Origin of the sequence: Bacillus sp. AFS029533 (assembly GCF_002585125.1) — a bacterium.
Classification (GTDB): domain Bacteria; phylum Bacillota; class Bacilli; order Bacillales; family Bacillaceae_G; genus Gottfriedia; species Gottfriedia luciferensis_B.
In genome coordinates, this window is the sequence record NZ_NUQC01000042.1 from 15,780 (window position 1) to 38,866 (window position 23,087).

Annotated in this window: 24 protein-coding genes; 21 read left to right on the forward strand and 3 right to left on the reverse strand. The window is 31.6% G+C overall.

Features of this window, described 5'->3' with window-relative positions:
* Positions 1-62 precede the first annotated feature (62 nt).
* From COE53_RS19930 to COE53_RS19940, 3 genes are all read left to right on the forward strand, one after another.
* Entirely contained in the window at positions 63-365 is a 303-nt protein-coding gene (locus COE53_RS19930) for a hypothetical protein (RefSeq protein WP_098948611.1), read from the forward strand.
* Positions 366-379: 14 nt separating this feature from the next.
* A complete protein-coding gene (locus tag COE53_RS19935) occupies positions 380-703 on the forward strand; it encodes a DUF2085 domain-containing protein (protein ID WP_098948612.1) in 324 nt (107 codons plus the stop codon).
* 83 nt (positions 704-786) lie between these two features.
* Positions 787-918 carry a DUF4023 domain-containing protein gene (locus COE53_RS19940; protein WP_056466015.1) on the forward strand — a complete coding sequence of 44 codons (132 nt, stop codon included), beginning with the start codon at positions 787-789 and terminating at the stop codon, positions 916-918.
* Between the two features lie 101 nt (positions 919-1,019).
* On the opposite strand, the gene COE53_RS19945 is transcribed toward COE53_RS19940, so the two are convergent.
* Positions 1,020-1,172, reverse strand: coding sequence for a YpzG family protein (locus tag COE53_RS19945; RefSeq protein WP_098948613.1), 153 nt, complete (start codon positions 1,170-1,172; stop codon positions 1,020-1,022).
* Between the two features lie 432 nt (positions 1,173-1,604).
* Between COE53_RS19945 and COE53_RS19950 the strand changes: the two genes are divergently transcribed.
* On the forward strand, positions 1,605-2,390 hold the full coding sequence (locus COE53_RS19950) for a DUF4931 domain-containing protein (RefSeq protein ID WP_483295439.1): 786 nt from the start codon (positions 1,605-1,607) through the stop codon (positions 2,388-2,390).
* Positions 2,391-2,483: 93 nt separating this feature from the next.
* Here COE53_RS19950 and COE53_RS19955 read toward each other — a convergent pair whose 3' ends face one another.
* Complete coding sequence (locus COE53_RS19955; protein WP_098948615.1) at positions 2,484-2,975, reverse strand: DinB family protein; 492 nt, start codon at positions 2,973-2,975, stop codon at positions 2,484-2,486.
* Between the two features lie 302 nt (positions 2,976-3,277).
* On the opposite strand from COE53_RS19955, the gene COE53_RS19960 reads away from it, so the two are divergent.
* The 6 genes from COE53_RS19960 to COE53_RS19985 all read left to right on the forward strand — a co-directional run bounded on the left by COE53_RS19960 (position 3,278) and on the right by COE53_RS19985 (position 10,686).
* Complete coding sequence (locus COE53_RS19960; protein WP_286162603.1) at positions 3,278-4,033, forward strand: DeoR/GlpR family DNA-binding transcription regulator; 756 nt, start codon at positions 3,278-3,280, stop codon at positions 4,031-4,033.
* On the forward strand, positions 4,030-4,941 hold the full coding sequence (pfkB, locus tag COE53_RS19965) for a 1-phosphofructokinase (protein WP_098948617.1): 912 nt from the start codon (positions 4,030-4,032) through the stop codon (positions 4,939-4,941). The genes COE53_RS19960 and pfkB overlap by 4 nt, the downstream gene beginning before the upstream one ends.
* Positions 4,942-4,952: 11 nt before the next feature.
* Positions 4,953-6,803 carry a PTS fructose transporter subunit IIABC gene (locus COE53_RS19970; RefSeq protein WP_098948618.1) on the forward strand — a complete coding sequence of 617 codons (1,851 nt, stop codon included), beginning with the start codon at positions 4,953-4,955 and terminating at the stop codon, positions 6,801-6,803.
* Positions 6,804-6,979: 176 nt separating this feature from the next.
* Positions 6,980-8,476: a spore germination protein gene (locus COE53_RS19975; RefSeq protein WP_098948619.1), complete on the forward strand. Its 1,497-nt coding sequence runs from the start codon at positions 6,980-6,982 to the stop codon at positions 8,474-8,476.
* The gene (locus COE53_RS19980; RefSeq protein ID WP_091021178.1) at positions 8,463-9,569 is read left to right on the forward strand and encodes a GerAB/ArcD/ProY family transporter; all 1,107 of its coding nucleotides are present in this window, start codon (positions 8,463-8,465) and stop codon (positions 9,567-9,569) included. Before COE53_RS19975 ends, COE53_RS19980 begins: the two co-directional genes overlap by 14 nt.
* Positions 9,559-10,686 (forward strand): Ger(x)C family spore germination protein, encoded by a 1,128-nt coding sequence (locus COE53_RS19985; protein ID WP_091021179.1) that lies wholly within the window; start codon positions 9,559-9,561, stop codon positions 10,684-10,686. The genes COE53_RS19980 and COE53_RS19985 overlap by 11 nt, the downstream gene beginning before the upstream one ends.
* Before the next feature lie 36 nt (positions 10,687-10,722).
* Here the strand turns inward: COE53_RS19985 and trhA are convergent, their stop codons facing one another.
* Positions 10,723-11,370: a PAQR family membrane homeostasis protein TrhA gene (trhA, locus tag COE53_RS19990; protein ID WP_098948620.1), complete on the reverse strand. Its 648-nt coding sequence runs from the start codon at positions 11,368-11,370 to the stop codon at positions 10,723-10,725.
* A 141-nt stretch (positions 11,371-11,511) separates the two neighbouring features.
* Here trhA and COE53_RS19995 point away from each other — a divergent pair, with 141 nt between their 5' ends.
* The 11 genes from COE53_RS19995 (at position 11,512) to COE53_RS20045 (ending at position 23,047) form a co-directional block, all read left to right on the forward strand.
* The gene (locus COE53_RS19995) at positions 11,512-12,084 is read left to right on the forward strand and encodes a DUF1836 domain-containing protein (RefSeq protein ID WP_098948621.1); all 573 of its coding nucleotides are present in this window, start codon (positions 11,512-11,514) and stop codon (positions 12,082-12,084) included.
* 589 nt (positions 12,085-12,673) lie between these two features.
* Positions 12,674-13,186, forward strand: a complete 513-nt coding sequence (locus COE53_RS20000) for a methylated-DNA--[protein]-cysteine S-methyltransferase (protein ID WP_098948622.1) — start codon at positions 12,674-12,676, stop codon at positions 13,184-13,186.
* A 19-nt stretch (positions 13,187-13,205) separates the two neighbouring features.
* Positions 13,206-14,024 (forward strand): SPL family radical SAM protein, encoded by an 819-nt coding sequence (locus COE53_RS20005; protein ID WP_098948623.1) that lies wholly within the window; start codon positions 13,206-13,208, stop codon positions 14,022-14,024.
* A gap of 89 nt (positions 14,025-14,113) precedes the next feature.
* Positions 14,114-14,539 (forward strand): GNAT family N-acetyltransferase, encoded by a 426-nt coding sequence (locus COE53_RS20010; RefSeq protein ID WP_286143660.1) that lies wholly within the window; start codon positions 14,114-14,116, stop codon positions 14,537-14,539.
* Between the two features lie 207 nt (positions 14,540-14,746).
* Positions 14,747-15,937: a DUF445 domain-containing protein gene (locus COE53_RS20015; RefSeq protein WP_098948624.1), complete on the forward strand. Its 1,191-nt coding sequence runs from the start codon at positions 14,747-14,749 to the stop codon at positions 15,935-15,937.
* A gap of 391 nt (positions 15,938-16,328) precedes the next feature.
* Entirely contained in the window at positions 16,329-17,840 is a 1,512-nt protein-coding gene (zwf, locus tag COE53_RS20020) for a glucose-6-phosphate dehydrogenase (RefSeq protein WP_098948625.1), read from the forward strand.
* Positions 17,841-19,835 carry a transketolase gene (tkt, locus tag COE53_RS20025; RefSeq protein ID WP_098948626.1) on the forward strand — a complete coding sequence of 665 codons (1,995 nt, stop codon included), beginning with the start codon at positions 17,841-17,843 and terminating at the stop codon, positions 19,833-19,835.
* 92 nt (positions 19,836-19,927) lie between these two features.
* On the forward strand, positions 19,928-20,821 hold the full coding sequence (gnd, locus tag COE53_RS20030) for a phosphogluconate dehydrogenase (NAD(+)-dependent, decarboxylating) (protein WP_069032129.1): 894 nt from the start codon (positions 19,928-19,930) through the stop codon (positions 20,819-20,821).
* 48 nt (positions 20,822-20,869) lie between these two features.
* Positions 20,870-21,535, forward strand: a complete 666-nt coding sequence (fsa, locus tag COE53_RS20035; protein WP_056465967.1) for a fructose-6-phosphate aldolase — start codon at positions 20,870-20,872, stop codon at positions 21,533-21,535.
* A 116-nt stretch (positions 21,536-21,651) separates the two neighbouring features.
* A complete protein-coding gene (locus COE53_RS20040) occupies positions 21,652-22,710 on the forward strand; it encodes a lactonase family protein (protein WP_098948627.1) in 1,059 nt (352 codons plus the stop codon).
* A 22-nt stretch (positions 22,711-22,732) separates the two neighbouring features.
* Positions 22,733-23,047: an iron-sulfur cluster biosynthesis family protein gene (locus COE53_RS20045; RefSeq protein ID WP_091021189.1), complete on the forward strand. Its 315-nt coding sequence runs from the start codon at positions 22,733-22,735 to the stop codon at positions 23,045-23,047.
* Positions 23,048-23,087 lie beyond the last annotated feature (40 nt).

Consider the following 23,087-nt stretch of genomic DNA (forward strand, 5'->3'; position numbering starts at 1 on the left):
TCGGGCAGTCTGAGATTAACATCATGTTAGTCTTTCATTATTTTTAAGAAAGAGTGGTAAAGTTGGTCTTTTTCTTAATCAGTGGTTTTTTCATACTTCTTATACTAGGAATTGTTTTAATTATAAAGGGTGTTTTAGTAAAAGGTCTAATATTGATTAGTGCAAGTATCGTTTTTGGAATTATAATGATTATTTACTATGAGCGGAGAAGACAGAATAGGGGATTCGATTGGTGTGATTGCGGTGATTTTGGTATTATACCAGATTGTGACATCCCTGATTGTCATCAACACATGCCTGATTGTCATCATCACACACCAGATTGCACACCAGATTGTGATTGTAGCCCAGATTGTCCAAGCTAATAGGGGGATTATTTTTGATTTTAAATTGGATTCCATGTCATCGTAAGCAAGAAAGGTCATTTCATATCGGCTATTATACTTTTCCACTTTGTGCAAGGTGTACTGCCATACTTGTGGGTTATTTGTTTCTCCCATTTCTATTTATAATCTCATCTTTTCTATTTTGGTGGTACATTCCTATTTTAATGACTCCATTATTAATTGATGGGTATACACAGAAATGGAAATGGAGAGAAAGTAATAATCTCTTACGTTTCATAACAGGACTCTTATTTGGAATTGCTCAAACAATCTTGATCGTAAGGTCTGTTTTATTTTTAATAAAAATTCTTATGTAACTTCTATCTCATGAAAACATGAATTTTTTCCTACCTGATTGGTTAAAGTAACATTTAGATTCTTTACTAAGGAGGATTAAAAAATGGAAGATACACATGAATTTGTCGAAAAATTACATGAAAAACAAAGAAAAGACCAAAAAAATAAAGAACACCAAGGTAATGGAACACCAAATGAAAAATTACCTACTAAGCAACACGGAACAAATAAATAATGAATGTTTTACTAGCCGTGGCAATTGTCATGGCTAGTTTTAATTTGATAAAAGAAAGAAAGGAAGACATAAATGTCTTCCTGCTCCTTAATTATCCTTTTTTACCATCTATGTGCCTTAGCGTTGGTTCTTAAAATGATCGTGTTCTGAGACTCCATAGTATGTCCATTGACTTGTGATTTAGCATGTTTAGGTCTAGTCCAATTGTGGTAAAATTTCTGAGAATGAGGATCTAAATGATTTTTTAATGTCATGTTTGATTCACCTCTAAGATAATTTAGGATTTCTTTGATATTCAACTGAATATCGTTGTTAGTATTTGAAAATTAGTTGAAAAAGATACTATTTTAAAACACTAAAATTAATTTGATTTAATTTAACATGAGATTTTGGTTTTTATGTATATAAATTAATTTCAAGTATTTTTGGGTGAAAATAGAATTTCATTTAAGTAAATTGTTAAATCTAAAAATTAATGGTATTAATTAGCGTTTTAATTGATAATTCATCGTGTCGTTTATTATTATTTTAAGTAATAGAAATTACATATCGCGAAGTTAAGAAATATGACGGTAATTTTCAATAAGAAAACACTAAAAAAAATGTATTTTCAAAGAGGAGAATTTTAGCTTATTTAATTTAGAAATATTTTTTTCAATTTATTCAAAGGGGAAACCGTGATGGATATTCAAAATGAGGTCTTACAATTTAAAATGGATATAGGTGTTAAAAAACCTGATAGTATTAAAAATAAAGAAGTTAAATGCCCATTCTGTGATCGTGAAAACTTAACGGATATTTTCGATACATCTGGCTCAATCATTTATTTGAAAAATAAATTTCCAACATTAGAAGATACTTTTCAAACTGTTATTATTGAAAGCGACGATTGTGAAGGAGATCCTTCGAAATATTCTTTAACACACTTGACGGAATTATTAGCCTTTGCAATTAATAAATGGGATGAAATGGAATCGACAGGAGAATACAAATCTGTTATTTTATATAAAAATCATGGCCCATTATCCGGGGGAACATTAAGTCATCCGCATATGCAAATTGTTGGATTAAAAAATGTTGATTACAACAAAAAGGTAACAGATGTGTATTTCGAGGGGATAACCATTTCGGGGAATAATGGATATGAATTAAACATTTCTACTCATCCAATTATGGGATTTAGAGAATTCAATATTCTAATCGATGATCAGAAATTTATACCACAAATGGCCGTATACCTACAAACGGTAACTCATTACTTACTTAACCATTTTTATAAAGGACTTCAAAGCTATAATTTATTCTTTTATAAATGGAAGGGAAAAATTATTTGTAAAATTATTCCTAGATTTGTTGTATCTCCTTTATTTATCGGCTATTCAATTTCTCAAGTGTCAAATCAGTTAGAAGTACATAAAGATCAAATACTTAGTCTTTATCAAAAAGAATTAGATGCAATTTCTTCAATATAAAAAAGAGCTTACGAGATGTAAGCTCTTTTTTATATTGTTGAGAGGATTTTAGTAAAACTTGCCTAAATCAATTTCCAAGTATCTATAATCTGCTTATTTAATGTTTAATTCGTTTTTTAATTCTCTAATTTGCTCAATATGACGTTTTTCATGAACACCTATAAAAGGAATCCATTGTTTTAAATTGATTTGTCCAAAAATCGGATGTGGCATGCCTTTATCAACTAATGTATGATCTTTGGTTAGTTCAACAAAATCATGTAGTGATCTTCTAGATTGGCTTAATTTCTCAGCCATTTCTTTTTTAGTAATGAATTGATCAGCTGGTTCAAAATGAGGTGGGGAGGTTATTTTTTTAGTACGATCAGTTGCTAGGTGAATTGGCTTATCTTGAATCACTTCTTTAGGTGCTTCATTAAATGTTCGTGTCATCAGCTTTACTAATTTAGACTCCATTAAGTATAAATGTTCAAGAACTTGCATAATGGACCATTTTTCATTATTTACCTTCTTATTTAACTGTTCATCTGTTAAATGATCAATAACTTCCATAAGTTCTTCACGAATTTGGATATTCTCTTTCAAAAGATATTCCCCATTTCTATTTTAATAATTGCAAATCAAAATTTTTTCAGACTCTATGAATCTAAAATTTGAGTATTACTTAATTAGATAAATATTATGAGTAATCATAAGAAATAATATAAAAAAATGTAAATACTTATTTTTAGTTTAATGTAGCTTGTAAATTTTTACAAATTTTTACAAATTTGAACGATTTTGAAAGCTTTTGAATGGTTTAGGTTGTTAATGAATGTTTTTGGAAGAAAATGATTGATTTTTTATTTTTTGTGTCTTATACTTGGTTCTATGAAAGGATGAATTCTATGTTAACTCCGGAAAGACAACAATTCATTATAGAGATGATAAAGAGAATGGGTATTGTGAAATTGAGGGATATCGTAGAGGCTACAAATACTTCTGAGTCGACAATTCGTCGTGATTTAGTTGAGCTTGAGTCTCTTAATCTCTTAAAAAGAGTTCATGGTGGAGCAGCTTCAATCAATAGCAAAGCCACTGAATTAAGTATGACTGAAAAAACATCCAAAAACGTTCAAAGTAAAAAATTAATCGCCGGGCTTGCAATAACTCAAATTAATGAAGGCGATTGTATATATTTAGATGCTGGTAGTACTACATTCGAAATGATTCCTTTATTAAAGGGGTTAGATGTAACAGTCGTTACGAATGGATTAATGCATGTTGAAGCTCTTTTCGAAAATGAAGTGTCTGCTTATCTTATAGGTGGAAAAATGAAAGGGCATACAAAAGCGTTGATTGGGAGTATGGCTTCTGAAAGTCTAAAGAATTATCGGTTTGATAAATGTTTTATTGGGGCGAACGGTATCCATCCCGAGTTTGGCTACACTACTCCAGATCCTGAAGAGGCGTTTGTAAAGAAAACAGCAATCTCTATTTCAGAGAAAGTATTTATAATAGCTGATTACAGTAAATTTGGCGAAACAAGTTTTGCGAAGATTGGTGAAATTGAAGAAGCAATTATTTTAACGGACGAAATAGATGATGCTCTAGCCAAACAATTAGAGGAAAAAACATCTTTGATAAAGGTAGTGAAATCATGATTTATACAGTAACACTTAATCCTTCAATTGATTACATCGTTGAAGTAGAGGATCTAGGGTTAGGAAAAATTAATCGAATGAAAAGGGAAAATAAATTTCCTGGTGGTAAAGGAATTAATGTTTCTAGAGTTTTGAAAAGATTAGATGTCGAAAGCATAGCACTTGGTTTCGTTGGAGGATTTACAGGAGATTTTATTAAAAATGTCTTGGAAAATGAAAGCGTTATATCTGACTTTGTTCAAGTAGAAGGCGATTCTAGAATTAACATAAAATTAAAATCTCAACTAGAAACGGAAATTAACGGTCAAGGCCCTGCAATTTCCGAAGAAAAACTAGATCAATTTTTTTATAAACTAAAACAAATTAAAAAAGGTGATTATGTTGTATTAGCTGGTAATATCCCTAATACATTACCGTCTGATTTATATGAACAATTGACTTTGTGGGGACAAGAAAATGGAATTCATATCATTGTAGATGCAAGTGGAAAAGTACTTTTAGATGTGGTTAAACATCGTCCATTTTTTATCAAGCCAAATCATCATGAATTAGGTGATTTATTTGATGTCAAAATTACTTCAATTGAACAAGCAATCCCGTTCGGTAAAAAATTAGTTGATATGGGTGCTCAAAATGTAGGGATTTCGTTTGCAGGTGATGGAGCGATTCTTATTACTGAGTCTTCTGTTTATGTATCAAATGTTCCAAAGGGAGAAGTAATTAATTCAGTCGGTGCAGGTGATTCACTTGTGGCTGGTTTTGTTGGTACTTATGTAAAAACAAATAATATTGAAACTGCATTTAAAGTAGGTGTAGCATCAGGTAGTGCTACCGCTTTTTCAGAGGATTTAACAAAAAGAGATAAAATTGAAGAATTACTTAATCAAGTAAAGATTGAAAAAGATTAGGGGGGCGAAATATGAGAATCACAGAATTATTAAAAATAGATACAGTTCTCATTGATTTGAATTCATCATCAAAAATGTCAGTAATTGATGAATTAATACAGGTATTAGATCAAGCCGGGAAATTAAACGATCAACAACAGTTTAAAGAAGCGATTTTAACACGTGAAGGTCAAAGTACAACAGGAATTGGAGAAGGTATTGCAATTCCACATGCTAAAACAGCGGCGGTTAAGACTCCTGCAATTGCATTTGGTCGATCAAAAGATGGGATTGATTATGAATCACTTGATGGTCAACCGGCTCATTTATTTTTTATGATTGCAGCTAGTGAAGGTGCAAATAATGCGCATTTAGAAACTTTATCTAGATTATCTTCACTATTAATGGATGAAGAATTTCGCGGATCTTTACTAAGTGCAAATGATGCAAATGAAATTATTCAGTTAATCGATCAAAAAGAAAAATCGTTAAATGATGAAAAAGAAGAAACAGTTATAGAAGATTCTTCACGTCCACTAGTACTTGCAGTTACTGCATGTCCAACAGGTATTGCTCACACTTATATGGCGGCAGATGCATTAAAGGCAAAAGCAAAAGAATTAAATATTGATTTTAAAGTTGAAACGAATGGATCAACAGGGATAAAAAATGAATTAACAAAAGACGAGATTAATAGAGCAGCAGCTATTATCGTAGCAGCGGATAAACAAGTTGAAGTAAATCGCTTTGATGGAAAGCATGTCATCCAAGTCCCTGTAGCAGATGGAATTCGCAAGTCAAAGGAATTACTTGAAAGAGCTGTTAAACAAGATGCACCAATTTTTCATGCTAATCATAATGGTGGTGGAAGTTCTTCAACTAATCAAGGATCAGGAATTTACAAGCACTTAATGAATGGTGTAAGTAATATGTTACCTTTTGTCGTTGGTGGAGGAATTCTAATTGCGTTAGCATTTGCTTTTGGAGGAATTCATACAAAAGGTCCTGTTGCTGAATTGTTAATGAAAATTGGAGGAACTGGTGCTTTTAGTTATTTAGTTCCAATATTAGCTGGTTTTATTGCAAGTTCGATTGCCGATCGACCTGGATTTGTACCAGGGGTAGTTGGTGGATTTTTAGCTTCAAGTGCTGGCGCGGGATTCTTAGGTGGTTTAATTGCAGGTTTCTTAGCTGGTTATGTTGTACTTGGACTAAAGAAAGTATTTTCTAAGTTACCAAAATCATTAGAAGGTATTAAACCGGTTCTATTATATCCAGTATTTGGATTATTAATTACTGGTATATTAATGGAATTAGTCGTTAATCCTCCTGTAACTTATTTAAATTCAGCTTTAACTCATTGGTTAAGTAGTTTAAATGGTGGAAACGCTGTATTGTTAGGATTAATTCTTGGTGGAATGATGGCAGTCGATATGGGTGGACCAATAAATAAAGCTGCATTCACATTTGGTATTGCTGCAATTGCAGCAAATAATTTTGCACCACATGCTGCTGTAATGGCAGGTGGTATGGTACCTCCATTAGGTATTGCTTTAGCTACTACACTTTTCAAATCAAAGTTTACTGAAATGGAACGTAAATCAGGTATTACAAACTATATTATGGGGATTTCTTTTATAACAGAAGGAGCGATTCCATTCGCTGCTGCAGACCCAGTAAGGGTAATTGTCAGTTCTGTTGTAGGTTCTTCAATCGCAGGTGGACTTGCAATGGCATTTGGTATTACATTACCTGCCCCTCATGGTGGAGCATTTGTGATTCCGTTAGTAAATAAACCAGTATTGTATTTACTAGCTATCTTAATTGGCTCTATCATCACAGCGATCATGCTTGGAATTTGGAAAAAAAGAGTAAATGAATAATTAAGTACAATAAAAAGGCGACCTTAAAGTCATTACTTTGACTGTTAGGATCGCCTTTTTTATTCAAATTTTAACATTTTTACAAATACTGGAATTTACAAGTGAATAATAACCTTAATTTAACACAAAATAAATCTAATTTATTGTATGAGTTTGGAAATTAGGTGAAATGCATAATGCGTTCTAATAAACATAACCAAAATAATCGAGGTTCAATCATCGAAATTAGTGGAAATTTGGATCAGAATGTAGAAAATGTAAAAAAATCATTAATAAATACAAGTGATTTAACAATCAGACATTTAATGTTTCATCATAAAAAGATTGTAGTTGTCTATATTAGTACAATTGTAGGTAGGGAAGCTCTTGAAGTCCAAATTATTCAACAACTTATTAATAATCCAAAGGATACGATTCCGAATACAGTAGCAATTAATGATGTTAAAAGTTCGGATTCATTTGATGAATGTATTCTCAGTATTGTAAAAGGAAACACGCTCATTTTCACAGAATTTGAGAAAAATGTAGTTATTTTAGAAACTACTTCCTATCAAAATAGATCTATTCAAGAGCCAAGTAGTGAGCAAACGATCAGGGGCTCCCATGACGGATTAGTAGAATGTATACTGACAAATATTAATCAAATAAGACGAAGAATTAGTAATCCTAATCTTGTTGTAAAAACTTTATCATTAGGGGTAGAATCTGACACGCGATTAGCAGTTATATATATTGATACGATTGCAAATGAGGAGTTAGTTAAGGAAGTCCATAGAAGACTTTCTTATATAAATGTTGATTATGTCCATTCACCAGGTAATCTTGAGGAATTCATAGAAGATGACCCTTATTCACCTTTTCCGCAAGTATTAACAACTGAGCGATCTGACCGAATAGCTGGAAACTTAATGGAAGGAAGGGTTGCTATTTTAACAGATGGTAGCCCTTCAGCACTTGTTTTACCAATTACTTTTTTCACGTTTTATCAATCACCAGATGACTATAATAGCCGATGGATGGTCGCTTCATTTGCACGTATTTTAAGATTGGTTAGTTTTTTAATTTCTATATCATTGCCTGCTTTATATATTGCATTAGTTTCTTTTCACTTTGAAATTATTCCAATAGATCTAGTATTTAATGTAAAAAGTTCATTAGAAAACGTTCCATACCCACCGTTAATTGAAGCTCTAGGAATGCAAATAATGTTAGAATTGCTTAGAGAATCAGCAATACGGTTACCTAATCCAATTGCCCAAACAATAGGTGTTGTAGGAGGTTTAGTTATTGGAACTGCTGTTGTACAGGCAAATTTAGTTTCAAATACTATGATTGTCGTTATTTCACTTACTGCAATTGCATCATTTGTTGTACCGGACAATGAAATGGGAACATCTGTTCGATTACTGGGTTTTCCTTTAATGTTTGCAGCATCATTAATAGGATTAATAGGAATTGTTTTTGGTCTTAGTATTATCCTAATCCATCTATGTAAACTTGAATCGTTTGGGTCACCATATTTTGCGCCATTTGCTCCATTTAGAAAATCAGACCTAAAAGATACAGTTGTTCGTGCGCCATCATGGAAAATGAAAAAACGACCGTTTGCACCTTTACCAAAGAATTTTAAACGAGAAAATAATTCTAGAGGATGGAAAAATGATGAAAAATGAAAAGATGCTTTCAATAACGCAATTCACATTCGTCATCATTCAAGCTCAAATTGGTGTGGCATTACTTTCACTACCATATGTAGTCCATAAACATGCAGAACACGATGGTTGGATTTCAACATTAGTTGCTGGTGTTGGAGTGTTTTTACTATTACTTATAATGTGGTTACTTGGTACGAGATTTCCGAAAGATACGATTTATGATTATACAACGAAAATAGTCGGTAAATATATTGGGATTGTAGTCTCGTATCTTTATATCTTATTTTTCTTTATTGTTGCGATTTATGTGGTAATCATCACCATTTCAGTACTAAAAAAGTGGATTCTTACATTTACTCCACCTTATGTATTAATTATCTTTATAGTTGGTACAGGGGTTTATTTAGCAAAAGAAAATATGAAAGTAATCGCACGATTTTTTACTTTCGTTTGTATTTTAATTTTATTTTTAATTTTCTTTGAATTTTGTTCTTACAATAATGTAAATTACCGCTATTTATTTCCAATTGGACAGGCGGGTGTAAAAAACATCTTTATAGGAGCACATGATGCTTTAATCTCAATGATGGGATTTGAGTTCATTTTAGTATTATTTCCGTATGTAAAAGGAAAGCCAAATAAAATATTAAAAGCAGGAACGATCGCTATTAGTTTTGTAAGCCTCTTGTATACATTTTTTTTAATTACAAGTTATATGAGTTTTAGCAAAGCAGAAATTGAAATCATACCTGAGCCAATCTTATATTTACTAAAATCATTATCATATGAAGTAATTGAAAGATTAGACCTTGTCTTTCTATCTATTTGGGTTGTACCAATCTTAACTTCATTTGTGACCTACTTATATTTAACTAGTTTCGGAATCAGCAAACTCTTAAAGTTTAAAAGCCATAGTAAAACAACTATTTTTATAGGAATTGTCATGGCGATTATCTGTACTTTTTTACCAAATAGTGAAGAATTTATAATGAAATTTGGGACAATTCTTTCTTTTACAAGTTATGTTTTTATCTTTGTATTACCTTTAATTTTATTAATTGTTTCGCTTATTAGAAAAAAGAAAGAACTCGGTAATTCATATGAAATATAAAATGGTATTGATCTCTTTAATTTGTATTTTGCCTTTAACTAGTTGTTGGGATCAAAGATTACTAAAGGAGTCTAGGCTAGTTTATAGTGCTGGATTTGACTTAGCAGAGGATAATAATATGCAAGTAACTGCAGTCATTAAAACAAATAGTCAAGGCGGAAGTGATCCTTCACAAGTTAAAACAACAAATGTCATTATTACTACTACAGGAAAAACAACAAATGCTTCAAGAATAAAATTTACTCGAAAAGTAGCAGGAGATTATGCTACTAATAAAACAAGGGTTTTATTACTTGGAGATGAATTGTCTAAACAGGCTATTTATCCTATATTCGATGTTATATATAGAGACCCAAGAAGTTCATTAGGTGCAAAAGTTATTATTACTAAGGGCCGAGCGGTAGATGTTTTAAAATTAAGCAAAGTAGAGGAAACCCTTGTAAGTGAAGAAATTTTAGATCTAATAACTAACGCAGAAAGCCATACGATGATTCCTATTGAAAATGTCCAAACGATTTGTACAATTATGTTCGATCCAGGTGAAGATATTTTTTTACCGCTAATTGAAAAAGATGATGATAAATTGATTGATATTTCTGGGGTAGCATTATTTAACGATCAGAAATATACAGGGTATAATCTTTTAGGTGATGAACCTACTATGTTGCTTTTATTTAAAGATCAAATGAAGAAGTACGCAAGATTTAATTTAGAAGTTATTCCGAAAGAAAAAGATATTAGGGAACGGTATATAACGATTCAAGTGAAAAAAAACAAGCCAAAAATGAAAATTAAAGTTTCAAAAGACAATAAAATAACCGTAAATTTAAATCTTAAACTGGACGTTGATACACTTGAGTACGCACATGATGATTTAGCTTCCCAAAAAGAAATTGATATGTTAAATAAAAAAATTTCAAAGCAATTAACAATAAAAGCTGAAAAAATCATTAAAACAGTTCAAGAATCAAATTGTGATGCTTTAGGAATTGGCAGACAGTTAATTTCATTTCATCCTGACGTGTGGAAAAAACTGGATTGGGACAAAGACTATGCTAAAATTACAATTAAACCAAAAGTTGAAGTGAAAATTGTCGGAACAGGTATCTTAAAATAACAAAAAACCATCCATTGAGGATGGTTTTTTGTTTATTTAGATTACAAAATAATAAACACAGAAGAAATGACAAAGTGTTCCAAGCATAATGAAAATATGAAAAATTTCATGAAATCCCCAATTTTTAAAAGATAAAAATTTAGGCTTAATTCCGTAAATCACACCACCAAACGTGTAGAAAATTCCACCTAAGATTAGTGCGAACATTCCTTTCATACTAATCGCATCAGATAAAGGTGCCGAAGCAAGTATAATGACCCAGCCTAAAGCGATATAAAGGGCTGTTGATAACCATCTTGGACAACTAAACCAAATCAACTTGAACAAAACACCACAAAATGCAATGAAAGATACAATCGAAAAGATAATCCATCCCAATGTACCTTTTAGACTAATGATACAAAAAGGAGTATATGTACCTGCAATTAAGACAAAGATCATTGAATGATCCATCCGTCTTAAAAAAGCGATTATTTTATCGCTAGCTTTTGCCATATGATAGGTCGTTGAAGCTAAATAGAGAAGAATCATACTTACACCGAATGCAATAACCGCAGATGTTTGTAATACACTCCCACCAGAAAAAGTTGACTTTAAAACCATCGCTACTAACCCAAATAGCGATAAAACAGCACCAACTAAATGTGTCATGGTATTAATAGGTTCACGCATATAGTTCCCCATATATATCTCCTCCAACTATGTTATGTAGTTTTGATAACTACATATAAAGTTATCATCAACGATATTATATAGTCAAGTGTTTAAAGAACAATTTTTTTATGATAAAATTAACCCGTAAATTACATAAAAAGAGGAAGAAAAATGAAAAAAATTAATGAATTAATTGAACAAATAGATGTAGATAAAAAAATATTATTAGAGGATATTCCTAATCTAGATCTTTATATGGATCAAGTAATCCAACTATTTGATAATAAATTTGCGAAACCGAATTCAAATGAAAAAGTAATGACAAAAACAATGATTAATAATTACGCTAAAGCTAAATTGCTTTTCCCAATAAAAAATAAGAAATACACAAAGAATCACATCATTTTAATCAGTTTAATTTATCATTTAAAAGGTGCACTTTCGATTAATGATATTAAAGAAACTCTAAATGGGTTAAATCAAAGAATACTTGAAAACAATGAAATTAATATTGATGATATATATTCAAGTTTTTTATATTTAAATGAACTAAACGTTGAAAAGTTTAAAACTGAACTGCAACAATCTAGTGAAAATGTAAACAAAGAAATTGAACATATTGATGATGAAAGTAAAGAATATATTGAGAAATTACTCTTAATTACTTCTTTCGTTAATATGAGTAATTTATATAAAAATGCAGCTGAAAAATTAGTAATGGATATGATTGAGAAGCAGAAATAAAATACATTTTTTGAGCTTTGTCGATCGGAAAGGGGCTATTTAATTTAGTAGGTTGCTATTTAAAGTGGCCCCGCCTAATGTTTGGTAGAATGTACGAGGCATTAGGGAATTCTTGATGGAAATGACCTTTCTTTGCAGGTAATATGCCTATATACATCAATGTTTTTTCATTCTAAAAAGGTTTAGAGTAAAATTGCTAGCTTTTCACTTAATATTACTCACGATTGTACAATCTATTGGATGTAATACCTTAACTGGTATGGGTAATTTTTTGTTTTATTTGCTATTCTTTTGAATTTAATTGCAGTTTAGCCGTTTTTATTTGCTATTCTCTAATTTTAATTGCAGTTTAGCCGTTTTTAATTGCGATTTTCAGATTTTTATTGCAGTACAATTTTATTTGCACAGATAGATTCCCCATTTTCAATTCACCAGGACGACATAATGAAGTTATCCAGCACTTATTTGCAGTTTCATTTTAAAATATTTTTCAAATTCTTGCTCTTTCATTCTAATATCAGTCCATTTTTCTTAATTAAGTTTATAATAAAATTTAAATAAGACCATGAAGAGCAAAGGGTGATTTAAATTGCATTCAACTGAAAAACTATATTGGACTTTAATTGAACATAAAAAATGGAAGATTCATATTGCTGCAACAATAAAAGGGTTATGTTTCGTAGGCTCACAATGTGGACCCATTCAAGAATTAATTTTATTTAAGGATAAATACTTTCCTGGAATTGAAATGGAAGAAGATGAAACAATATTAGTAGCTTATAAAAAAGAGATTATTGAATTTTTAGAGGGCGAGCGGACTAATTTTAATAGTAGACTTGATTTTCGTGGTACTGCATTTCAAAATTCAGTTTGGAGTGCGCTATGCTCGATCGGTTATGGAGAAACTAAAACTTATTCAGACATTGCGAGTTACCTAAATAAGCCAAAATCTGTTCGAGCAGTCGGGAGAGCAATTGGTGCAAATCCAATATTGATCATTATTCCTTGTCATCGCGTAATTGGAAAGGATGGATCATTAACTGGCTATCGTGGTGGTTTAGAAATGAAAAAAAGTCTTTTAAAAATTGAAAATAGAAACTAATTAATTAGGAGGTGTTTGGATGGAAAGTGAAATATTTTATAAAAATCCAAAAACCATTCTAAATAAAGGTACAGGTTTTCTCTCAGGATATACTCACTCTTTAAATCCTTATACTGGTTGCTCATATGCATGTTCATATTGCTATGTAAGACAAATGCCTGTTTCACTTTTTCGAAAAAAAGAATGGGGTAGTTGGGTTGATATTAAACAGAGTGCCCCTATTATTCTAGAGAAAGAATTGAAAAAGGCAAAAAGCAAAGATAAAGTAACCATTTTTATGTCATCTAGCACAGATCCATATCAATCGATTGAATATAAAGAAAAATTGACTAGAAGTCTATTAGAAGTCATGCTGCAAAATCAACCAGATTTTTTATTCGTTCAAACTCGGAGTCCGCTTGTAAAAAGAGATATTGATCTCTTAAAGCTATTTAAGGAGAAAGTACGAGTAAGTATGACGATTGAAACAGACTTGGATGAAATAAGAAAGTTTTTCTCACCATATGCACCTCCTATTAATGCACGACTTAAAGTCATCGAAGAGCTTGTAAATGCTGGAATTCCAACCCAAGCTACAATCGCTCCTATTCTCCCTAGTAGCGAGAATTTCCCAAAAAGATTATCGGAAATTGTTCATAGAATCTGTATCGATGATTTTTTTATGGGTGACGGAAGCGGAGGAAAACGAACTGGTCGTCTTGGTATTGAAAAAAAATATGCTGAGCGTAATTTAGAAGATTGGTATGGTCCAGATGCCTATCATATCGTTTATCAACGATTTAAAAAATATTTTTCTGAGGATCAGCTTTTTATTAGTCAAAAAGGTTTTGAACCATAAACCAAAAATTTAAAAACATCAATTCATAAAAAAAATAGAAAATTGTGGTATTTTAAAGTAGAACCTTTTTATGAATGGAGAGATAAAAGTTGGCAGAAGTAAAAATAATGAATAGTAGTTCGGATATTTTGAAAACGTTTCAAACAGTAAGTCAATTACGTCCACATTTAAGAGAAGATGAATTTGTTAACACGATTAACAGATTAATCAACACAAATCATTATCAACTTGTAGCCGTGATTGAAAATGATGAAGTAACAGCTGTTGCTGGTTATCGTATAACAGAATCATTAGCATGGGGGAAATACTTTTATGTTGACGACTTAATTACAAGTGAAAATCATCGTAAAAAGGGCTATGCACAAATTTTGTGGAATTGGTTAATTAATGAAGCAAAACTAAATAATTGTGAACAATTTCATCTAGATTCTGGGGTACAACGTTACGATGCTCATAGGTTTTATCTTAAAAATAGTTTAAATATTACATGTCATCATTTTCAATTGAATTTTTAACTGACTCAACTGCTTCAAAATTAGTTAGCAGATCGATACTCAATACATTGAGGCTGTGAAAACAGTCTCTTTTTTGATAGTAAATTTAAAAAACTTTACAATTATGCTTACGGACCAAATCTTTTATTATTTATTAGAATTGATTTTAGAAAATAGATTAAAGGAATGATATACTATTTTCAAATAGATACAGGAGGCTTTTACTAAATGAAAGAAAAGAATTCAAAACGGCTAGCCAATATTTCACTAATCGTGGCAACTTGTGGTTTCGCTGCAACAATGCCGTTTCAATCTAAATTATTTCAAATCCTTTCTGGTGGATTTGAGGCAGCTTTAGTTGGTGGTCTTGCGGATTGGTTTGCTGTAACTGCAATGTTTCGTCATCCTCTTGGTATACCGATCCCACATACAGCTTTATTACCTAAGAATAGAAAGAAGATTACTGAGGGGATTTTAAATACACTTAATAATCAATGGCTAAGTAAGGAAAGTTTAATTGAAAAGGTAGAAGAACGTGACTGGGTTAATCAAGGTATTAATGCTTTTGAAAAGATACTTGAAAATGATGAATCAAGAAATAAAATGGTTCATTCAATCAAACAGTTTGGTGCATCTATTCAGGATGATACAATCAAAAAATTTTTATTAAATACATTTAAACCAACAATTGATTCCATATCATCTCAGAATTTATTAAGTAAAGCTGTCGATACGGTTATTGAAAAAGAATGGGATGCAAAGACATATGAATTTTTAATTAATAAAATCGAAGAAACTGTTAGCCTACCACATATTAAGGAATTAATCGGTAAAGAAGTTATACAGTTTATCGAGCGAAAGTTTTTTATGATTAAAGCATTTCTACCAATGATTGGAGAAGAGAAAATAACAGAATTTATACATAGCGGATTAATCGATTTACTAACGGAATTAAAACACCCTAATAGTGATCGTAGGAATTTCATTTTATCGTTTATTCGAATGGAAGCTGATAAAACTAAATCGAATGAAAACATTATTCGCCAATTAGATGAATGGAAAAATAAAGGCTATGAATATATTGTAGATCAAGCAATTAAAATGTTTAGAACAAAAATTAATGATGAAGAGTTTATTTTTAATGCGATCCAAAAAATAATTAACTTCATTAAAAATTCTAATTGGATTGATACTGTTGAGCAAAGTTTTAAGAAACTATTAACAAATACAGTTGAAAAATATCACCATAAAATTAGTGATTTAGTAAGATACAATATTGAAAAATTATCTACTGAAGAGATAACTGATTTATTGGAAAATAAAATTGGTAAGGATATTACTTGGATTCGTGTCAATGGAGCTGTTTGTGGATTTATTATTGGTTTAGTACTGACTAGTCTAAGATTGATTTTTACATAATATTTAAACATTACTTCCTACAAAAGCCTTAATTAACGTAAAAAGTTAATTAAGGTTTTTTTATATAATGAAAGTTTAAATTGGCATCAGGGAAGAAAAATCGACGCGTTTTCCAATTTTTGGAATTAATTATAAGTGCAACTACTTTTCTGTCTTCGTCTGAAGTCTCGTCAATAAATTAAAAAAATCCAATAAATAGAAACATAAGCATTTTATTGGAAAGAAAAATTTTTTTCATGTATTATAGGTTTGGGTAAAAAATATTTTCCGAATGGATAATTGGAATGAATTATTTGAACTAACATTAGCTCTAAATAAAAATTAAAGATCGTTTGAAATATATTTTTTATTATCAACTAGTTAAAAGTTCGAGTAAGAGGAGGTTTAGTTAATGGATTCTATGTCATTTGTATTATTCGGAGCCACAGGCGATTTAGCAAAACGAAAAATTTTTCCTGCTTTATATAATTTATTTATAGATCAAAAGATGCCAGAGTCTTTTTCAATCATTGGGATTGGTAGAAAAGATTTTTCAAATGATGAATTTCAGAATCAAGTAATGCAATCACTCATTACTTTTTCAAGACGTTCTTTAGAGGATCAAAAAATGGTCCAAGAATTTCTAGATTCAATTCGTTATCAACAGCTAGATATCACGAATAAAGAAGGATTCGTTGATTTATTAGATTTAGTCAAAGAAAGAGAACAGGAATTACAATTACCTGAAAACAGATTATTTTATTTATCTGTAGCACCAGAATTTTTTGAAGTTATTGCATCAAATATTAAGGAAAGTGGACTTGGTACGACAAAAGGTTGGAAACGTCTAATCATTGAAAAACCTTTTGGACGTGACTTGAAAACGGCTAGAGACTTAAATGAAAAATTAAGTAAGTCATTTAAAGAAGATGAGATTTTCCGAATTGATCATTACTTAGGCAAACCTATGGTTCAGAACTTAGAAGCTTTAGAGTTTGCTAATCCAGTTTTACAAGCATTATGGAACAATCAATATATCGCAAATGTTCAAATTACCGCAAGTGAAACAGTCGGAGTTGAAGAACGAGCAGGTTATTATGATAAATCTGGAGCAATTCGAGATATGTTCCAAAATCATATGTTACAAATATTAATGATGTCTGCTATGCATTTAACTAACCAAAATACGGCTAGTGATGTTAGAGCTGAGAAGAAAAAGGTTCTTGAATCTCTTCTACCTCTATCAAAAGAAGAAGTAGTTTCTCATGTAGTACGTGGTCAATATGGTTCAGGTGAACAAAATGGTAAGAAAGTAGTTGCATATAGACAAGAACCAGGAATTGAATTTTCATCACAAAATGATACTTATGTAGCAGCTAGAGTATTAATCGAAAACGATTTTTGGAAGGGAATTCCATTCTATATCCGTACAGGTAAAAGAATGAAAGAAAAATCTACTCGAATCGTTTTTGAATTCAAAAGTCCGATTCAAAATCTTGCCAAAAAGAACAGCATTAATAATGGACCAAATTTATTGGTTATTGAAATTAATCCAAATGAAAGAGTTTCTTTCTATTTAAATAGCAAAAACGTAGAGGGCAATATTGAACCTGTACAAGCTGAGTATTTTGCGAATAAAGAAGATCGTCCAGAAGCGTATGAGTTATTAGTATACGATGCGTTACGCGGCGATTCGAAATTTTTTGCTCATTGGAATGAAGTAGAATTATCATGGCAATGGGTTCAACCAATTTTAGAAGCATTTGAAGAAAATTTAGTACCACTTCATACTTATAAATCCGGTTCATTTGGTCCAGAGGCTGCTGATGAATTATTAGCAGAAGATGGTTTCAAATGGTGGTTAGATACAGATTTTGTACAAGAAAATGAAAACAACAAAACAGATCTAAAAAGGAGTATTTAAATTATGAGTTCGATTTCTACATTATCAATTAATACAATCCGCACACTTTCAATTGATGCGATTAACCAAGCTAATTCTGGTCATCCAGGTTTACCAATGGGTGCAGCGCCAATGGCATATGCACTTTGGGCAGATCATTTAAAGCATAATCCAAAAAGTTCAAAATGGTTTGACCGTGACCGTTTTGTATTATCAGCTGGTCATGGTTCAAGTATGTTATATAGTTTACTACATCTTGCAGGCTACGATGTTTCAATCGAAGACCTTAAAGATTTCCGTAAACTAAATAGTAAAACACCTGGACATCCTGAATTTGGACACACTGATGGTGTTGAAGCTACGACTGGTCCATTAGGACAAGGTATTGCTACTGCTGTTGGTATGGCAATGGCTGAAGCTCATTTAGCAGGTAAATTTAACAAAGATAACCTTTCTATTATTGATCACTATACTTATGCATTAGTTGGTGATGGTGATTTAATGGAAGGTGTTGCATACGAAGCTATGTCACTTGCTGGTCACATGAAACTTGGAAAACTAGTTGTATTATACGATTCAAACGATATTTCATTAGATGGTACATTAAATCTTTCTTATTCAGAAGATATGAAAAAGAGAGCTGAATCATTTAACTGGCAATATTTAAGAGTAGAAGATGGAAACGATCATGTAGAAATTTCGAAAGCAATCGAACAAGCTAAACAAAACTCAGACCAACCGACAATCATTGAAGTTAGAACAATTATTGGTTACGGAAGTCCAAAAGTGGCTGGTACAAATAAAGCCCATGGTAATCCATTAGGTCTTGAAGAAGCAAAAGAAACGAAAAAAGCATATGCTTGGAATTACGAAGAAGATTTCTTTGTACCAGAAGAAGTTAAATGTCATTTCAAAGAAATACAAGAAAAAGGCAGCGAAAAAGAAGCTGAGTGGAATAAAGTTTTTAATGCTTACCGTGAAGCTTACCCAGAATTAGCAGTTCAGCTTGAAAAAGCAATTAAAGGTGAAGTTTTAATCGAAACAGAAGATTTATTAACTTTTGACGAGAATAAAACAATCTCTACACGTGTTGCAAGTGGAGAAGCAATTAATCACTACATTAAAACAGTTCCTGAAATTTTCGGTGGAAGCGCAGATTTATCTCATTCAACAATGACAGATATTAAAGATGAAAGTAAATTTGCTGTAGAATCATTTGCTGGACGCAATATTTATTTTGGTGTACGTGAGCATGCGATGGGTGCAGCTGCAAATGGTATGGCATTACACGGTGGAGTTAAGCCTTTTGTAAGTACGTTCTTCGTATTTAATGATTATTTACGTCCATCAATTCGTTTAGCAGCATTACAAAAATTACCAGTAACATATGTATTCACTCATGACTCAATTGCAGTTGGTGAAGACGGCCCTACACATGAGCCAGTTGAACATTTAGCAGCTTTACGTGCGATCCCTGGTTTAACAGTTATTCGTCCATCAGACGCAAATGAAACAGCTAATGCTTGGGCATATGCGTTACAAAATACAAATGGACCAATCGCTTTAGTATTAAGTCGTCAAAATTTACCTGTATTTGAAGAAACAGCATCTAGATTAGATAATCTTTCAAAAGGTGGATATGTTTTAACAGAAACGAATGATCAACCAGACTTAATTTTAATCGCTACAGGTTCAGAAGTGTCACTTGCAGTGAATAGTAAAATTGAGTTAGAAAAAGAAAACTTATCAATTCGTGTAGTAGCAATGCCAAGTTGGGAGCTATTCGATCTACAATCAGATGAATACAAAGAGTCTGTTTTACCATCACACGTATTAAACCGTGTTTCAATTGAAATGGGAATTTCACTTGGATGGGAACGCTATGTTGGTTTCAAAGGTAAAAAAATCTCAATCGAGACTTTTGGAGCATCTGGAACAGGTAATGAAGTAATGGAATTATTTGGTTTTAGTACAAAGAATGTAGTTAACGTAAGCAAAACTTTATTAAATTCTTGATCAAATAATATTTTATTTATTTTTTTATCATAAAAATTTTTACTTAGAGAAAAACATTAATATTACTGTAGATATTATGGGAGGATAACGTAATGAAAGTTGGTTTAATTGGATTAGGAAAAATGGGTCTAAACTTAGGTCAAAATTTAATGGATCATAATCACGAAGTAGTAGCATTTGATTTGAATACTGCAGCAGTAGAAGAAATGAAAGGCTTTGGTGCTGTTGGTACTTCAAGCTTAGAAGAATTAGTAAAAAATCTTGATACGCCAAGAGTTCTTTGGATTATGGTACCACATGGAGTAGTAGATTCTGTTATTAGTGATGTAAAACCATTCTTATCAGAAGGGGATATTATCATTGAAGCAGGAAACTCACATTATAAAGAGTCTATTAGACGTTATGATGAATTAAAAGAACATGGAATCCGATTCATGGATGCTGGTACTTCAGGCGGTATGGAAGGCGCTCGTAACGGTGCTTGTTATATGGTTGGTGGAGACCAAGAAGCTTGGGATATCGTAGAACCAATCTTTAAAGATACTTCAGTAGAAAATGGTTTCCTATATGCTGGTAAAATTGGTAGTGGACATTTCCTAAAAATGGTTCATAATGGTATCGAATACGGTATGATGGCTGCAATCGGTGAAGGATTTGAAGTACTAGAAAAAAGTGACTTTGATTATGATTATGAAAAAGTTGCGAAAGTATGGAATAATGGTTCTGTAATTCGTTCTTGGTTAATGGAATTAACTGAAAATGCATTCTCAAAAGATGCTAAGCTTGATGAAATTAGAGGCGTAATGCATTCATCTGGTGAAGGGAAATGGACAATTGAAACTGCTCTAGACCTTCAAGCTGCTACTCCAGTTATTGCAATGTCATTATTAATGCGTTACCGTTCATTAGATAACGATACGTTCACAGGTAAAGTAGTTGCGGCTCTTCGTAATGAATTTGGTGGACATGCAGTTGAAAAGAAATAAATAAAGTATAAAATAGGAAATATCCCTAAAAATTGGAGGAATTTAAAAATGAAATTTTTTATTGACACAGCTAATGTAGAAGACATCCAAAAAGCTTATAAAATGGGTGTATTATCTGGAGTAACTACAAATCCATCTTTAGTAGCAAAAGAAGGAGTTAAATTCGAAGACCGTATCGAAGAAATTTTAAAATTAGTTCCTGAAGTAGAATCAGTTTCTGCTGAAGTTACGCCAAATGCTGTATCTGCTGAAGAAATGATCGCTGAAGCTGACGAGCTTATTAAAATAAACGGTGGAGATAAAAATATTACAATTAAATTACCAATGACACTTGCTGGTTTAGAAGCTTGCCGCTACTTAACGAAAAAAGGTGTTAAAACAAACGTAACATTAATCTTTACTGTTAACCAAGCTTTATTAGCAGCTAGAGCAGGTGCTACTTATGTATCTCCATTCTTAGGTCGTTTAGACGATATTTCTGAAGATGGTGTATTATTAGTTGCTAAAATTGCTGAATTATTCAAAGTTCATAATATGGACGCTCAAATCATTGCTGCGTCAGTTCGTCACCCAGATCATGTTACTCGTGTAGCATTAGCTGGAGCTCATATCGCAACAATTCCTTACAGTGTTATTGAGCAATTATCTAAACACCCATTAACAGATCAAGGTATTGAAAAATTTGCTGCTGACTGGGCAAAAACTTCATTATAATTTGTAAGAAACTTTAAATTAAATAAGTACAAAGCCCCCATATTCATTGAAACATAATTTGTAGCTATGAATTGGGGGTATTTACATAAAAACAAGGAATAGAGGAGGAAATAGGAATGAATTCGAATCAGAAATTTGTTGGTTATGTAGGTACATATACAAAAAGTGAAAGTAAAGGGATTTATCAATTTACGCTTGATACAGAAAAAGAAAGAATAACTGATGTTAAAGCGGTTGCTGAACTAGGAAATCCAACTTATTTAACAATTAGTGAAGACAATAAGAATCTATATGCTGTTGTAAAAGAAGGGAACTTAGGTGGTATTGCTGTTTATTCGATCGATGAAAACAGTGGTGAGCTAAAAAAATTAAATGAACAGCTTAATGAAGGCGCTTCACCTTGCCATATTAGCATTGACTCATCTAAGCAAAATATTGTTACAGCAAATTATCATAAAGGTACAATTGAATTATATAAAATCAATCAAGAAAATGGTTTTGCTAGTGATGTTAAATCGATTATGCAACATGAAGGAACAGGTCCGAATAAAGAACGTCAGGAAAAACCTCATGCCCATTTTTCTGGTTATACATTAAATGAAAAATATGTTGCTGCAATAGATTTAGGAATCGATAAATTAATTACTTATAAAATTGAAAACAATTCTTTAATTGAAGTAAGCAGTCTATCTGTTAAACCTGGAAGTGGACCACGTCATATCACATTCCATCCGAATGGAAAGTTCGCTTATATTATGACGGAGCTTAGTTCGGAAGTAATTGCGCTACAATTAAATGAAGATGGAAGCTTTACAGATTTACAATATATTTCTACAATCCCTAGCGATTTTACTGAAAACAATCAAGGAAGTGCCATCCATATTTCAAAAGACGGTCAATTCGTATATGCAGGAAATCGTGGTCATAATAGTATCGCAGTATTTAGTGTAAATCAAGATACTGGTAAGCTTGATTTAGTGGAAATTACTTCAAGTGAGGGTAATTGGCCAAGAGATTTCGTTTTAGATCCATCTGAGAACTATTTAGTTGGTTCAAATGAAATGTCAGGGAATCTAGTTTTATATGCAAGAAATAAAACGACTGGAAAATTAACAGTGCTTCAATCAGACGTACAAGTACCTGAAGCAGTATGTGTAAAATTTTTAAACGTTTAATCTAAATTAGGAGACTTTTAAGATGGATTTTAAAATAACAGATGCAGCAAAAGAAATACTTGGCGCAGTAGATGAAAATAAAATACTTCAATTAGAATTTGACCGTGGAAGCTGTGATGTAGTAAATAACATTTATGAGATAAAAGTTATTAATAAAAGAGAATGTGGTCCTAATGAAAAAATGATAATTGGTGACCAGTTTGAATTTATGGTAAATAAAAATTTTGAAGATGTATACGAAGACCAACTAGTAATCGATTATGTTAATGGATCATTTGTTTTCAAAAATCGAAATCAAATTTTTAATAATCGAATCGGATTAACTTATATTAAATAAGATTATATTAACGGTTACTTAAATGATTACGAGAGAAGAA

What these genes read in the sequence shown, in the direction of transcription:
- COE53_RS20045 (WP_091021189.1), top strand. Translation starts at nt 22,733, where the DNA reads ATGGATTTTAAAATAACAGATGCAGCAAAAGAAATACTTGGCGCAGTA.
- fsa (WP_056465967.1), top strand. Translation starts at nt 20,870, where the DNA reads ATGAAATTTTTTATTGACACAGCTAATGTAGAAGACATCCAAAAAGCT.
- COE53_RS20040 (WP_098948627.1), top strand. Translation starts at nt 21,652, where the DNA reads ATGAATTCGAATCAGAAATTTGTTGGTTATGTAGGTACATATACAAAA.
- COE53_RS19940 (WP_056466015.1), top strand. Translation starts at nt 787, where the DNA reads ATGGAAGATACACATGAATTTGTCGAAAAATTACATGAAAAACAAAGA.
- gnd (WP_069032129.1), top strand. Translation starts at nt 19,928, where the DNA reads ATGAAAGTTGGTTTAATTGGATTAGGAAAAATGGGTCTAAACTTAGGT.
- COE53_RS20005 (WP_098948623.1), top strand. Translation starts at nt 13,206, where the DNA reads ATGGAAAGTGAAATATTTTATAAAAATCCAAAAACCATTCTAAATAAA.
- COE53_RS20015 (WP_098948624.1), top strand. Translation starts at nt 14,747, where the DNA reads ATGAAAGAAAAGAATTCAAAACGGCTAGCCAATATTTCACTAATCGTG.
- pfkB (WP_098948617.1), top strand. Translation starts at nt 4,030, where the DNA reads ATGATTTATACAGTAACACTTAATCCTTCAATTGATTACATCGTTGAA.
- COE53_RS19985 (WP_091021179.1), top strand. Translation starts at nt 9,559, where the DNA reads ATGAAATATAAAATGGTATTGATCTCTTTAATTTGTATTTTGCCTTTA.
- trhA (WP_098948620.1), bottom strand. Translation starts at nt 11,370, where the DNA reads ATGGGGAACTATATGCGTGAACCTATTAATACCATGACACATTTAGTT.
- COE53_RS19980 (WP_091021178.1), top strand. Translation starts at nt 8,463, where the DNA reads ATGATGAAAAATGAAAAGATGCTTTCAATAACGCAATTCACATTCGTC.
- COE53_RS19995 (WP_098948621.1), top strand. Translation starts at nt 11,512, where the DNA reads ATGAAAAAAATTAATGAATTAATTGAACAAATAGATGTAGATAAAAAA.
- COE53_RS19970 (WP_098948618.1), top strand. Translation starts at nt 4,953, where the DNA reads ATGAGAATCACAGAATTATTAAAAATAGATACAGTTCTCATTGATTTG.
- COE53_RS19975 (WP_098948619.1), top strand. Translation starts at nt 6,980, where the DNA reads ATGCGTTCTAATAAACATAACCAAAATAATCGAGGTTCAATCATCGAA.
- COE53_RS19960 (WP_286162603.1), top strand. Translation starts at nt 3,278, where the DNA reads ATGTTAACTCCGGAAAGACAACAATTCATTATAGAGATGATAAAGAGA.
- zwf (WP_098948625.1), top strand. Translation starts at nt 16,329, where the DNA reads ATGGATTCTATGTCATTTGTATTATTCGGAGCCACAGGCGATTTAGCA.
- COE53_RS19945 (WP_098948613.1), bottom strand. Translation starts at nt 1,172, where the DNA reads ATGACATTAAAAAATCATTTAGATCCTCATTCTCAGAAATTTTACCAC.